The organism is Anaeromassilibacillus sp. An200 (assembly GCF_002160025.1).
Taxonomy (GTDB): Bacteria; Bacillota; Clostridia; order Oscillospirales; family Acutalibacteraceae; genus Caccousia; species Caccousia stercoris.
In genome coordinates, this window is the sequence record NZ_NFJU01000001.1 from 126,884 (window position 1) to 140,211 (window position 13,328).

Here is a 13,328-nt window from a genome sequence, read left to right on the forward strand (position 1 = left end):
CCTGTTTTTGTAAAAAAGCTCAGGCACCGATGGAGTTTCCTGTGTAGAGCTGATAATAGCGGCCCTTTTCCTCGATCAGCTGATCATGTGTACCGCGCTCAATGATACGGCCCTGCTCCAGCACCATAATGCAGTCGGAATTGCGGACAGTGGACAAGCGGTGCGCGATCACAAAGGTTGTGCGCCCCTTCATCAAGCGATCCATTCCCTCCTGCACCAGCTTCTCTGTGCGGGTATCAATCGAGGATGTGGCTTCATCCAGAATCAGAACCGGCGGATCTGCCACAGCCGCCCGGGCAATAGCAAGCAGCTGGCGCTGCCCCTGGCTGAGGTTTGCCCCGTCTCCTGTCAGCATGGTCTGGTAGCCATCCGGCAGGCGGCGGACAAAGCCATCCGCGTTTGCCAGCTTCGCGGCGGCAATACATTCCTCATCTGTTGCATCCAGACGGCCATAACGAATGTTATCCATAACGGTACCGGTAAACAAATGGGTATCCTGAAGCACAATGCCAAGTGAGCGCCGCAGATCGGCCTTTTTAATCTTATTGATATTGATATTGTCGTACCGGATCTTTCCGTCCTGAATGTCGTAAAAACGGTTGATCAGATTGGTGATCGTCGTTTTTCCCGCGCCGGTACTGCCGACAAAAGCAATCTTCTGACCGGGTGTGGCGTACAGCTTCACATTGTGAAGGACGATCTTATCCTCCGTATAACCGAAATCCACGTCGTTGAAGGTGATATCCCCTTCGAGCTTTGTGTATGTGACGGTGCCGTCAGCCTTGTGCGGATGCCGCCAGGCCCAGATCCCCGTGCGTTCCTTTGTCTCTGTCAGGCTGCCATCCGGGTTTTCCTTTGCGTTGACCAGCTCGACATAGCCATTGTCCTCCTCCGGCTTTTCGTCGATCAGCTGGAATACACGGTTCGCACCGGCCATTGCCATCACAATACTGTTGAGCTGCTGGCTGATCTGCGTTACCGGCATACTTGAGTTCCGGTTCAGCGTCATAAAGGTGATCAGTGTGCCGAGTGTCAGTCCAGCATAACCGCTCAACGCCATCACGGAACCTACCACAGCGCACAGCACATAGCTGATGTTTCCGATGTTCGCGTTGATCGGCATGGTAATGTTAGCGAAGGTATTGGCGTTTTTGGCGCTCTCGCGCAGGTCATCGTTCAGCTTCTTGAACTGCTCGATACTTTTCTCTTCATGACAGAATACCTTGACCACCTTCTGGCCATCCATCATTTCTTCGATATAGCCATTCACACGGCCGAGATCCTTCTGCTGCTTGCCAAAATAAAGAGCGGATTTCGCCGCGATCTTCGAGGTAACAAACAGCATCACGCCGATCATCACCAGCGTCAGAATAGTCAGCGGAAGATTGAGCACAAACATGCTGATGAAGGTTGTCACCACACTGACCAGAGAGTTGATGATCTGCGGAATGCTCTGGCTGATCAGCTGACGAAGGGTATCCACGTCGTTGGTGTAGATGGACATGATATCGCCGTGGGCGTGCGTATCAAAATACTTGATCGGAAGAGATTCCATATGATGGAACAATTCGATACGCAGATTCCGCATCGTGCCCTGGCTGACATTGACCATAATGCGGTTGTAAGCATATGCGCAGACAATGCCAATGGCATAGACAATTCCCACTTGGAACAGCGCGGATGCCAGATTGGAGAAATCGGGCGTCTGCGATTGCAGCAGCGGTGCGATATAATCGTCATACAGCTTCTGCATGAACAAAACGCCCTGAAGCGTGGAGATCGCGGTCACCACAATGCAGATAACCACCAAAAGGAAGGGGAACCAGTATTTCTTGAGCATATAACCCAAGACACGTCCCAGAACACGGCCCAGCATTTTGGTATCTACCTTTTTAAGCGACATGGGTGCTCCTCTCATCGGTCCCGGCATTATTCAGCACCTCCTTCCGAAGTCCCGTTCGGCTGATCGAAATCGCCGCCTCCCTGCGTCTGTGTTTCATAAATATCACGGTAAATTTCATTGGTACGAAGCAGATTTTCGTGCGTATCAAACCCGTTGATCCGTCCATCATCCAGAACAAGGATGCGATCCGCGCTCTGAACGCTGGAAATACGCTGCGCAATAATCAGCTTTGTTGTGCCGGGAATCTTCTGTGCAAAGGACTCACGGATTTTTGCATCGGTAGCTGTATCGACGGCGCTTGTTGAGTCGTCGAGAATCAGTACACGCGGATGCTTGAGCAGTGCACGGGCGATGCAGAGACGCTGCTTCTGACCGCCGGAAACGTTTGCGCCGCCCTGCTCGATCCAGGTGTTGTATTGGTCCGGGAAGCGCTCAATGAATTCACTCGCACATGCCTGACGGCAGACCTCTTTGCATTCCTCTTCCGTGGCATCCTCCTTGCCCCAGCGCAGATTGTCAAGAATGGTGCCGGAAAACAGAACGTTCTTTTGAAGTACCACGGCAACCGAGTTGCGCAGAACCTCCAGATCATATTCCCGGACATCCTTTCCGCCAACCACAACGGAGCCTTTATCCACGTCGTACATACGGCTGATCAGACTGACCAAGCTGGTTTTTCCGCAGCCGGTACCGCCGATGATACCGATTGTCTCACCTGCTTTAATGTGGAGATCAATATCATGAAGCGTTTCTTCGCCGCTGCCATGCTTATACGAGAAGCTGACATGGTTGAAGTCGATAGCGCCGTCCGATACCTCGAAAACGGGAGAATCCGGATTCGTGATATCCGGCTGCTCCTCCAGTACCTCTACAATACGCCGGCCGCTCGCAAGGCTCATGGTCAGCATAACAAAAATCATGGAAAGCATCATAAGAGACATCAAGACGCTCATGACGTAAGTAAACATGGAGGTCAGCTCACCCTCGGTGAGAATACCGCTCACAATGTGCTGAGCGCCGAACCAGGACAATCCAATCATGCAGGCGTAAATCACCAGCATCATGATCGGGTTGTTCAGAGCCAGCCTTCCTTCCGCTTTTACAAACATATGGTACAGACGCTCTGCGGCTTTGGTGAATTTTTCGTTCTCATACGTTTCCCGCACAAACGCTTTCACAACGCGGATTGCAGACACATTCTCCTGCACGCTGGCATTAAGGTCATCGTATTTACGGAACACCTGGTCAAAAATTTTCATGGTGGTCAGCATCACGAAAATCAGACCGGCAGCCAGCACAGCGATTGCAATAAGAAAGATGGAACTGAGTTCCACATCAATGAAAAAGCACATCGCAAGGGAACAAAGCAGCATGACAGGGGCACGCACCGCAATACGGATGACCATCTGATAGGCATTCTGTACGTTGGTCACATCCGTTGTCATGCGGGTAACAAGACCGGCAGTGCTGTATTTATCAATATTGGAAAAAGAAAAGCGCTGGATGTTTTCATACATGCCTTCGCGGAGATTGCATGCGAAGCCGGAAGAAGCAGCTGCTGCATATTTTCCTGCCAGTGCTCCGAACAGCAGGCTTAGGAATGCCATCACCAGCATAATGGCTCCATAAAAATACACCTGCCCCATATCTCCGACCGCGATTCCCTTGTCAATGATATAAGCAATGACGAACGGAATCGCCACCTCCATCACCACCTCCAGAGTGGTAAACAACGGCGTCAGCAAAGATGCTTTTTTATACTGTTTAATTTGTCGAAACAAGGTACTTACCATGCGTCGTCCTCCTTCCACATTCTTTCTTCATGTTTGCTCTCATCAGAAGCAGGCACTTTCTTGTGCTCTCGACGGATTCTGCCGGAATACCGCGGCAAATGGATTCCTCGCGTTTCCGAAGGGCCTCGCCGAGTATTTTGCGGATTCCGTCTGCTTTCTCCGTCAAAACAATCCGCTTTTTCCTGTCGTCTTCCGGATTCTCGTGAAATGTCAGATATCCACTCTCCTTGAGCTTTCGCAGCTCAGAAGAAACCGCGGATTTGGAGATACCGAGGTGCGCGTGCAAATCAACGGAATATACACTCTCCCCTTTCCGGGAAAAAAGATACCCCAAAATCAGGCCCTGCATGGGAGAGACTCCGCAGCCCTCCAGCTGCTCCTTCGCACACTGCTCCAGCGCCAGATGAAGCTGCTTAATTAGTAAAATCAGACTTTCTTCTCCCGCCATCCGTTTCTCTCCTTTCCGGCCCGTGCGCCCAATTTGTTCTGTCCCTGACCGTACGCTACAAAACTATTTTACATGTTTTTCGTTGTATGTGAATTCAAAATATGTTATCATCAATAAATAATATTTATTAATAAGAAAAACGAACAGGAGGAAATCCTTTGAACACCTTTCAGCTTCACTGTTTTTTGACTGTAGCCGAACATCTGAATTTTGCCCGTGCAGCACAACAGCTGAACATCACACAGCCTGCTGTAACACATCAGATCCGCACGCTGGAAGCTGAACTCAACGTCAAGCTGTTCCGCCGTACCACGCGCACAGTCAATCTGACGCCCGCCGGATATCTTTTCCTGACGGACGCGAAGGGAATGCTCGCCATTTCAGAACGCGCAAAGAAACGGTTTCAGGATCCCAACGCACAGGTCATCGAGCCTATTTCCATTGGCTGCCACAACTACGCCCACCTGTTTATGCTGGCAGGCGCCTTTCGCCGCATGGCGGAACTGCACCCCCACCTGCACCCCCAGCTTCAGGTTGTCCCTTACCAGCAGCTGTACCGCCTGCTTCAGGAGGAAGCGGTCGACGCAGTGCTGGGATTCAAGGGGATCACAGGCGGAAAAGCACCTGGCACTTATCGGGAACTGAGACGGATCCGTGTGATATGCATTTGTCAGGAGGAGAACCCTTTATCCGAACGGGAATCCATTTCTTTAGAGGAACTGACCAAGGAAAAGCTGGTACTCACCGACCCTTCCACCTGTCCGGCGGTTATCACACGGCTGCAGGGCCAGCTGATGGGAGAACGCCCCCGATCGGATTTTCATTTCTGCGAATCTTTGGAGGCCGCCGCTGTACTGGTGCAGGCGGGATTTGGAATTGCGATTGTCCCAGACTGGGGAATCCCTCCTTTCCTGCCCTTGGCACGCATCCCTATCATCGGCGCGGATCCCCTCTCCTTTGGTGTGTACTACAAGACACTGGAAGGAAACGCTCCTCTGCGGAGCTTCATCCGTCTGATGCGGGAGGACGCTGCAGCAGAGTAACACTCATAAGCGCAAAAAAGAGCCCAAAGCCTTAGAATTGGCTTCGGGCTCTTTGATATGATGCTTTTACTCTCCGCGCATATTGGCGAAGCATTCACTGCAATAAACCGGGCGATCTTCGCGAGGCTGGAAAGGCACCCTGGCCTCCTTCCCGCAATTCGCGCAAACGGCTGTGTACATTTCGCGTTCGCCTCTGGCAGCACTTTTGCGGGCATCACGGCAGGCCTTGCAGCGCTGGGGTTCATTGACAAATCCCTTCGATGCATAAAACTCCTGTTCCCCGGCTGTGAATACAAATTCTTTGCCGCATTCCTTACAGATGAGAGTCTTGTCCTCGTACATGTTCCTTACCTCACTTCAAGATAGAAATTTGCCCGTGGACGGATTTACACCGCCGCCTTTGAAAAACAACGCTCTATTGCTAAGCTACCGGGGCATATGGATTTCTGTATGGGTGTTACCGCGGATACAGCCTTTTGAGCTTCGATCGGGCCCGCTGGAGGGCATTGTCCACGGCTTTCTCCGTTGTATGCAAGATTTTTGCCATTTCTGTATAGCTGCATCCCTTCAGATACAGAAACAAAGCTTCCTGCTCCATCGGAGAAAGGATCTGTACAATTCTGCGGAGTAAATCCTCATAGGATTCACTGTCTGCCAAATGTGCCTGCGGATCCGCGTCATCCCCCGCCGGGATATGCAGCAGATCCTCCTCACGGCTGAGAGAAAGATGGGCTGAAGCCGTACTTCCCCCTCGTTCCGCACGGCGCAGCGCAGTAATCATCTTGTTGCGAATACATACATCCGCATAGGTGCGGAATTCCGCTTTTCCGTCCGCACGATAAAACCGGGCGGCAGCCAACAAACCCAAAAGACCTTCCTGGGAAAGATCCTCTTCATCCAGCAAGCCGCTGCGGTAACGGGAAGCCTTTCCCCGAATAAAAGCCATATAGCGCTCTGCAAGCTCCCAGAAGGCCTGAGAATCTCCGTTCTGAACCCGGCTGCAAAGCTCTCCATCTGTAAAGTCAATTTTATTTTCGTTTTCTTCCAACTGCATGGACTGGTTCTCGCTTTCTATAATCCTGCTTTATCATACAGCATTTTGCTAAAAAAATCAACTTGATTTTCTTGTTTTTTACTCTCAATTCATCACTTCTTGCTGATTTATCCGGTTTAAAAAACTCATTTTTCCCATTTATATTTCTTTTGGATAATTATACCACGGGACCAACAGCGATATAATAAACTGGAATTGAGCGAAATGAGGGATGAAAATGGTATCCAAGGTCCGCAGTATGGGCTTATACGGCATGGATGCGTTTCTGGTTGAAATTGAAGCAGATTTATCCACAGGTCTGCCCTCTTTTGACGTTGTGGGGCTTCCGGATGCCTCCGTAAAAGAATCCCGCGATCGAATTCGCGCCTCCTTTAAAAATACCGGCTTTGATTTTCCAGTGGCCCGCATCACAGTCAATATGGCTCCTGCGGACAAACGCAAGGAAGGTTCTCTCTATGACCTTCCCCTCTTTGTTGCTCTTTTGATTGCTTCGGGACAGCTCAGTGCGCCGGATCCCGGCTTTGTCTTTCTTGGGGAACTCTCCCTCTCCGGCGAGGTGCGTCCTGTGCGGGGTGTTCTCCCGATGGTGATCAAAGCGCGGGAAGATGGTTTTCAGGGAGTTTTTGTCCCTGCCGCAAACGCACAGGAAGCCGCTGTAGTAGACGGGATCCGTGTGTATCCCGTCCGCCATGTAAAGGAGCTTTTTGAGCACCTCACCGGAACCCGGGCGATTGCTCCCGCTCTCCCCTCGAACGATCAGGAAGCTCCCCATTCTCCCCTGCCCGACTTTTCCGAAGTGCGCGGTCAGGAGGAAGCCAAACGCGCCCTTGAAATTGCAGCAGCAGGCGGCCACAATGTCATGCTGATCGGCAGTCCGGGAACCGGGAAAAGCATGCTGGCAAAGCGGCTGCCGTCTATTCTGCCTGATATGAGCTTTGAGGAAATGGTAGAAACCACCAAGATCCACTCCATTGCCGGGATCCTTCCTCCCGGTGCTTCTCTCGTCCGAACCCGCCCGTTTCGCGCGCCGCACCACACAGTTTCCTCCGCGGGTCTCTCCGGCGGCGGCACGATCCCCCGCCCCGGCGAACTCTCGCTCGCCCACAATGGCGTTTTGTTTCTGGATGAGCTTCCGGAATTCGGGCGCGCCGCCATGGAGGTTCTGCGCCAACCAATTGAGGACGGAACCGTTACCATTTCGCGCGTCAACGGGAGTATCACCTACCCCTGCTCCGTTATGCTGGTGGCTGCAATGAACCCTTGTCCCTGCGGCTACTTCGGACACCCTACCCGCGCCTGCACCTGCTCTTCAAAGTCAGTCAGCCGCTATCTTTCGCGCGTCAGCGGTCCGCTGCTCGATCGGCTTGATATTCATGTGGAGGTTCCTCCCGTGGAATTCGACAAGCTTGCCTCAGACGAAAAAGCGGAACCCTCCTCCCACATCAAAAAGCGTGTCAACGAGGCCAGAGAACGCCAGCGGGAACGCTTTGCCGGAACCGGAATCACCTGCAACGCCAACATTACGCCGGATCTTCTCACGGAACTGTGCCGCCTGACACCGGGAGCCCGGGAGCTGCTGCGCCGTGCGTTTGATCAGCTTGGCCTTTCCGCACGTGCTTATGACCGCGTGTTAAAGGTAGCCCGTTCCATTGCGGATCTCGACGCAAGCCCCGATATTCTTCCGGAGCATGCGGCAGAAGCAGTGCAGTACAGGAGTCTGGATCGAAAATACTGGACCAAAGAGCTATGACCATAGAAAATCGGCGTCCCGCCGGATCTCCAAACCGATCGGCAGGACGCCGTTTTCTATTGCGTTATGATTCACAATGAGAGTGCTCATATTGAGAAAGCCGATGATTCATGTCCCGATACTGACGCATAATCTCCTGGACGGATTGGATCTGCTCTTCCGTCAGTCCATCAAACACATCCACACTGATCCCGCTTCGCCCCAGCAATTGATCCACGGATACATGAAAAAAGTTTGCCATTTTGACGAGAACATCCGCACAAGGATAAGACAAATTGCTCTCGTAGTGGCTGATAGTGGCGCGGTTCATGTCCAGCAATGAGGCAAATTCCTGCTGTGTGAGCCCCTTATCTTCCCGGAGCTGGCGCAGCTTTACTCCAAAACGTTCCATTCTCCCTCACATCCAACTTTTCTGATATCTTTGAAAAACTGTTTTGTGCTGTATCATTATAGCGAGGATAAAGAGAAAAAGAAATAACATAGGTTAATTTTCGGTCGCTTTCATGAAATTTTAACCATCTTTTTTGCCATATTTTCCCGTTTTCCTGCAAATTTTGCAAAAAACTGCCGGGCATGTCCAGTTTGACATGCCCGGCAGCCAGGGAACTCAGTTATATCCTGCAAAAGCCGATGGATAGGTATAGCCATATTTGTTATATCTTACTGCCGAATAATCGTTATAATTGTATACATTGGCTTCTCCCAGCCGGCGGTAGAACAAGCCTGCATACGGCTTTCCTCCCGCCATATTCCAGCGGATCAGATCTGTGCCAAACGCATATGCGTTGGTATAGCTGAGATCGTGCACCAGCCCCGACTGATCCTGGAAAGTGATATAGCCGGAGTTCACCCAGCCTTCCTGTCCCGAGGAAGTCCGCACCCGATACCAGCCATCCTGTATATTGGTAAAATTACTCTCCAATACGGTGACAGCAGTATTCAGAGAGAGCTCCGACACAACGGAGGATGTTCTGCTGGCCGACTGATACAAACTTGTTTTTTTGCTGACCGTTGCTGCCAGCCCCTGCGAGGGAATAGCAGGCGGAACCACAGCATTGAGCATAATAGTTCTTACATCCATGGTGGAAGTACTGTTCCAATAACCCGCACCCACATTGTAGCCAAAGCTGATCAGGCAATCCGCTTGATTCTGATTCATCAGCAGCTTGTTGTTTTGGATGAACTTGTTGACCTCCGAGGTATAAGAACCTTCGTTGATCCGGTTTACCAAGAGCGACCAGGCTTCCGTCTTGGAAATATGATTATAGAAGGTGGAACCTGCACCAAAAGTATAGCCGTATCCAATTGTCGGGACTCCGGTGGTGGTCAGCGTGTCGGCATACACCGTAGAAGCATAGCCTTCCCAGTTCGCAATCATCTGAATCATTTCATCGCTGGCACGCCGTTCCTCCGAAGTGGACTGCCGTCTGTCTGCGGTGGAAGAAATGAAGGCGCTTGTCTCAAAGGTTACAGAACCCCAGGAACCATTGCGGGAAGCAACTGCCTTGACCGGAATTTTTCCCGTTCCCTGAAACACCGCGTTAGCCGTCCATTTTTTCGTTGTATAGGTTTTACCGGAAACTGTCACTGTCTCTGTTGTGGAGGATGTGGCTTCCACTGTCCGTGTGGATCCATTCGCTTCTGTGATATAGAAGCGTACTGCATCGCAGTCTGCGTCTGTAACGGCAATCAGGCTGACGCTCTGACCGACTGCGGCAATATTCGGAGAAGTATATGCCGTGCGGATCCCCTGCGACTGTGTAACCGTCACGGTACAGGAGGCGGAGGAAGAACCATAGGAAGCGGTGATTACCGCTGTACCGGGGCTGAGAGCCTCCACAAAGCCGTTTTCCACCGTCGCAACTGTGGTGTTGCTGCTGCTCCAGGAAACAGACGAGACGCCGGATGCCTTCAAATAGAATGTTTTTCCCTGCGCTACTGTTCCCGTGGTATTGGAAAGCGTGATGTTCCCGCTGGGAAGTGTGGTTTCCGGATCGTCGGAATAACGAAGCGTCAGATATTCGGCGCTCATATAGCCAGTCAAACCATTGGTTGTCTTGACCTGAACCCATTCCGGATCCGAAGCGTCCAGAACGGAAACCTGTGTTCCCTTCGGCAAGGTGGCAAGAATGGCGCTGGAGGTACTTTTCTGGGCACGCAGCCGGAGTGCATCCGCGTTAACCACAGCCCCCACAATGGTATGATCGGAATCCGAACCACCGGAACCCGAAGAGGAGCTGGATGAGCTCTCTGAACTGGACGAGCTTCCGGATGATCCACCGGAACCGGAGGAACCTCCGCCTGTTGTTACAATTCGCAGATATTCCTTGCTGCACCAGCCTTCCTTGCCGGAAGCGGTCCGCACCTTGGCCCAGCCGGGATCGGAATTGTCCGTCACAGTAAGCTCTGTCCCGTTTGCCAGGATGAGTATCATATCATAATTGGTACCAGGGCCGGTACGCAGTTTCAAATTGGCCGTTGTGGTCGCTGTGGTCTTTTCGGTTCCGGAAGGATCCGAGGGATCGGGCTTTGGTTCCAGCGGGGTTCCCGAGGATGCAGAGGATGACACCGGAGCCGAAGAAGCGGGGGCAGACGACGCAGGCGCGGACGATGCAGGAGCCGAAGATGTGGAGCCGGAAGATCCCGCCTCTGTGGTAATGGTGAGGAATTCCTTGCTGCACCACCCAGTTTTTCCATCCGGCGTCTGCACTTGGGCCCAGCCGGCATTGGAATTATCGACAACCGTTAGCTTGGTTCCCTGCGGCATTGTCACCAAAGCTGTATAACTTACCGCCGGCCCTGTCCGAAGTTTCAGATTGGCCGTTGTCACCGCCACTGTAATCGTTGAGGAGCTGCCGGAACCAGAACCGGAGCCGGTCGAATCAGACGCAGCATTGACGGACAGATATTCCGTTGAACAGTACCCTTCCAGCCCGGAAGCAGTGCGGACCTTCACCCATCCATTCGACGGATTTTCCAGCACGCTTACAATCGCTCCCTGCGGCATGGTTGTCAGAATGGTAGCACTTGTGCCTGCCGCCTGACGCAGATTCAAATAGGCGGTGGTAACCGCTGTGGAACCGGGAGTCATGGAAACGGAACCGGATGAGGTGCTGCCTGCCATGGACAAATATTCCCTGCTGCACCAGCCTTCCAGTCCGGAGGAAGTGCGAACCTTGACCCACTCCGCGTTGGAATTATCCAGGACGGTAAGCTGCGTTCCTGTGGAGAGCGTCGTCAAAACGCGGCCGCTCATGCTCGCGCTGTCACGAAGGTTCAGATATACAGTCGTTGTAGCGGTGGACGCCGCTGAAACAGACTGGCTTAAAGGTGCGGGAAAGGAAAAAAAGAGCGACGCCGCGCACAATACAGCCGCTGCTGTACGCCTTTTCTGATGTTTTTTCCAATTCAACTGTCTTTCAACTCCTGTCAAACAAAACCGCTCCTGCGGAAAACAAACCTATTTCGACACTTTATCTATTTATTATATCGGAAACACTATTCTCTTTCAAGAGTTTCCTCCCGTTTCCACCCGGCAAAGAACGCAAAAAGGCGGCGGCCATAGGAAGGCCGCCGCAAGAGTCGTCTCAAGCGTCGCATTTTCTGTAAAAGGTTCTTCTCCCTGCCACATATCAAACCATTTCCACGCGCCGGTGGCGGATACTTTCTCAGCTTGCTCCGGCAGAGGAGCATTACCTTCACCATACGGTGCGTCCTAGGAAGAAAGCCAGCCGTAACCAGCAGAAAAAGTATCTCCATCAATATACAGATAGGTGTTCCCCATGTTGCTGACCGTGTGTTCCACACCATCCGATGTTGTAATATGGAACTGTATGGAGCCTCCCGCCAGATTTTCAGGCTCCGCCACATACCGTCCATGGCTTCCGTTAATCAGGGCCGCTATCCCGGCAAATTCATTTTCATCAAATACCCGATATTGTTTGTCCGTGGCCTGCGGCATAACAACCAATTCGGCAGATACGATATCGTCGCCGGAAAGATTTTGCGCCCATTCCATGGTGGGGCGGATCTGCGGCGTGGTGAGAAAGCAAACAGCGGTAAGAGCCACAGCCACGACAGCCAAAGCTGTCACCCACAGTAAGGGCTTGCGATACCGCAGCACAGCCTTGACACGTTTTCGGACACTGAATTCCCCAAACGCTACCGGACAAACCGGATTTCCACGGTGTACCGCACTGCAGGAGAGCAGCGCCTGCGAGTATCCGGCGCGTCCTTCCCGATCAAGCCCTCGGATCACCCGCTCGTCGCAGGCCAGCTCCATATCACGGCACAGCAGAAAATAAGCCAGCCAGATCAGCGGATGGAACCAGTAGACAGACAGCAAAAGAAATGCGGCCATCTTGATCCAGGGATCCCCCCGCTGGATGTGGGATTTCTCATGCGCAATGACAAACGGCCTGTCCCTCTCTGAAAGAGAAAACGGCAGAATAATGCGGGGATGCAGAAACCCAAAAACAAAGGGGGAACGCACCTGCTCGCTCTGATATACACAATCCTGCAAGCGCACCGCTGTACGCAGGCGGCGGCTGAGCTTTCCCCAGCTGACTCCCAGATACAACAGCATTCCCGCCAGTTCAGCCACCCATAGCCAGGAAAGGACAGCCGCCAGTACCTGCATGGGATTGACGCTCGCACCCACCGTAGGCGTCAGCGTTTCTTCGAGCATCGGATTGATTGTTTGATTCACGATCGGAAGACCGGTTCGAATTTGAGGAACATCCATATATAAAACAGAGGGGCTGATCGTTTCCGCACTCGGAATCAGACTCCAGGCGCTTTCTACGGAGAAGGGAAGCACCAGGCGCAATCCCACCATCCCCCAAAGCAACAGGAAAATCCACCGCGGAACCCGTCGAAGGAGAAATCGCAGCACCACAATAGCCAGCACCAGCCACCCCGCCTGGATGCTCAGATTGACCGCAGCAAAAAACAGCTCCGTCATGGTTCCTCCCCTCCCCGATACCGATCAATCATCTCCTGTACCTCGTCGATCTCTTTTTCGGAAAGACGGCGGCGCTTCGTAAACGCTGCCAAAAAAGCCGGGATAGACCCCTCAAACCTCTTTTCCACCATCTCGTCAATCTCCGCTGCCTGCACTTCCTCTTTCGTGATCAAAGAACTTACGATGGAGTTTTCATTTTTCAGTATGCCCCTCTCAGAGAGTCGTTTGATCACCGTGTAGGTGGTGGTTGGTTTCCAACCCAGCCGCTCACGGCAGAGAGCCACCAGCTCACTGCTTCGGATGGGCTCCTTCTCCCACAGAATCAAGCAGAAACGATACTCACTTTCAAAAATCTTCGGGATCTCCATTTGCGT

The 13,328-nt window shown here is 52.3% G+C and carries 11 protein-coding genes; 2 read left to right on the top strand and 9 right to left on the bottom strand.

The genetic code is table 11. The features are described 5' to 3' along the window. Window positions 1-19: 19 nt before the first annotated feature. From B5F35_RS00625 to B5F35_RS00635, 3 genes are read right to left on the bottom strand one after another with little or no spacing between them, the layout of a single operon-like run. Window positions 20-1,930 (bottom strand): ABC transporter ATP-binding protein, encoded by a 1,911-nt coding sequence (locus B5F35_RS00625; protein ID WP_087237038.1) that lies wholly within the window; start codon window positions 1,928-1,930, stop codon window positions 20-22. After that, on the bottom strand, window positions 1,930-3,696 hold the full coding sequence (locus B5F35_RS00630) for an ABC transporter ATP-binding protein (RefSeq protein WP_087237040.1): 1,767 nt from the start codon (window positions 3,694-3,696) through the stop codon (window positions 1,930-1,932). Before B5F35_RS00630 ends, B5F35_RS00625 begins: the two co-directional genes overlap by 1 nt. Beyond that, the gene (locus B5F35_RS00635; RefSeq protein WP_087237041.1) at window positions 3,668-4,144 is read right to left on the bottom strand and encodes a MarR family winged helix-turn-helix transcriptional regulator; all 477 of its coding nucleotides are present in this window, start codon (window positions 4,142-4,144) and stop codon (window positions 3,668-3,670) included. Before B5F35_RS00635 ends, B5F35_RS00630 begins: the two co-directional genes overlap by 29 nt. Window positions 4,145-4,302: 158 nt before the next feature. Between B5F35_RS00635 and B5F35_RS00640 the strand changes: the two genes are divergently transcribed. Continuing rightward, entirely contained in the window at window positions 4,303-5,187 is an 885-nt protein-coding gene (locus tag B5F35_RS00640) for a LysR family transcriptional regulator (RefSeq protein ID WP_087237043.1), read from the top strand. A 66-nt stretch (window positions 5,188-5,253) separates the two neighbouring features. Here B5F35_RS00640 and B5F35_RS00645 read toward each other — a convergent pair whose 3' ends face one another. Further along, window positions 5,254-5,529, bottom strand: a complete 276-nt coding sequence (locus tag B5F35_RS00645; RefSeq protein ID WP_087237045.1) for a zinc-ribbon domain containing protein — start codon at window positions 5,527-5,529, stop codon at window positions 5,254-5,256. A 115-nt stretch (window positions 5,530-5,644) separates the two neighbouring features. Next, entirely contained in the window at window positions 5,645-6,241 is a 597-nt protein-coding gene (locus tag B5F35_RS00650; RefSeq protein WP_087237047.1) for a sigma-70 family RNA polymerase sigma factor, read from the bottom strand. A gap of 217 nt (window positions 6,242-6,458) precedes the next feature. On the opposite strand from B5F35_RS00650, the gene B5F35_RS00655 reads away from it, so the two are divergent. Next, window positions 6,459-7,991, top strand: a complete 1,533-nt coding sequence (locus B5F35_RS00655) for a YifB family Mg chelatase-like AAA ATPase (RefSeq protein WP_087237049.1) — start codon at window positions 6,459-6,461, stop codon at window positions 7,989-7,991. Window positions 7,992-8,055: 64 nt separating this feature from the next. Here the strand turns inward: B5F35_RS00655 and B5F35_RS00660 are convergent, their stop codons facing one another. The 4 genes from B5F35_RS00660 to B5F35_RS00675 all read right to left on the bottom strand — a co-directional run bounded on the left by B5F35_RS00660 (window position 8,056) and on the right by B5F35_RS00675 (window position 13,322). Next, window positions 8,056-8,382, bottom strand: a complete 327-nt coding sequence (locus tag B5F35_RS00660; protein WP_087237051.1) for a helix-turn-helix domain-containing protein — start codon at window positions 8,380-8,382, stop codon at window positions 8,056-8,058. A 216-nt stretch (window positions 8,383-8,598) separates the two neighbouring features. Then, window positions 8,599-11,403 carry an SH3 domain-containing protein gene (locus tag B5F35_RS00665; protein WP_087237053.1) on the bottom strand — a complete coding sequence of 935 codons (2,805 nt, stop codon included), beginning with the start codon at window positions 11,401-11,403 and terminating at the stop codon, window positions 8,599-8,601. A 303-nt stretch (window positions 11,404-11,706) separates the two neighbouring features. Continuing rightward, on the bottom strand, window positions 11,707-12,954 hold the full coding sequence (locus tag B5F35_RS00670) for a M56 family metallopeptidase (RefSeq protein WP_087237055.1): 1,248 nt from the start codon (window positions 12,952-12,954) through the stop codon (window positions 11,707-11,709). After that, a complete protein-coding gene (locus B5F35_RS00675) occupies window positions 12,951-13,322 on the bottom strand; it encodes a BlaI/MecI/CopY family transcriptional regulator (protein WP_087237057.1) in 372 nt (123 codons plus the stop codon). Before B5F35_RS00675 ends, B5F35_RS00670 begins: the two co-directional genes overlap by 4 nt. Between the last annotated feature and the right edge of the window lie 6 nt (window positions 13,323-13,328).

Bases quoted from the DNA above. Each gene is read 5' to 3' on its own strand.
- B5F35_RS00625 (WP_087237038.1), bottom strand. From the start codon at position 1,930: ATGCCGGGACCGATGAGAGGAGCACCCATGTCGCTTAAAAAGGTAGAT.
- B5F35_RS00630 (WP_087237040.1), bottom strand. From the start codon at position 3,696: ATGGTAAGTACCTTGTTTCGACAAATTAAACAGTATAAAAAAGCATCT.
- B5F35_RS00635 (WP_087237041.1), bottom strand. From the start codon at position 4,144: ATGGCGGGAGAAGAAAGTCTGATTTTACTAATTAAGCAGCTTCATCTG.
- B5F35_RS00645 (WP_087237045.1), bottom strand. From the start codon at position 5,529: ATGTACGAGGACAAGACTCTCATCTGTAAGGAATGCGGCAAAGAATTT.
- B5F35_RS00650 (WP_087237047.1), bottom strand. From the start codon at position 6,241: ATGCAGTTGGAAGAAAACGAAAATAAAATTGACTTTACAGATGGAGAG.
- B5F35_RS00655 (WP_087237049.1), top strand. From the start codon at position 6,459: ATGGTATCCAAGGTCCGCAGTATGGGCTTATACGGCATGGATGCGTTT.
- B5F35_RS00660 (WP_087237051.1), bottom strand. From the start codon at position 8,382: ATGGAACGTTTTGGAGTAAAGCTGCGCCAGCTCCGGGAAGATAAGGGG.
- B5F35_RS00670 (WP_087237055.1), bottom strand. From the start codon at position 12,954: ATGACGGAGCTGTTTTTTGCTGCGGTCAATCTGAGCATCCAGGCGGGG.
- B5F35_RS00675 (WP_087237057.1), bottom strand. From the start codon at position 13,322: ATGGAGATCCCGAAGATTTTTGAAAGTGAGTATCGTTTCTGCTTGATT.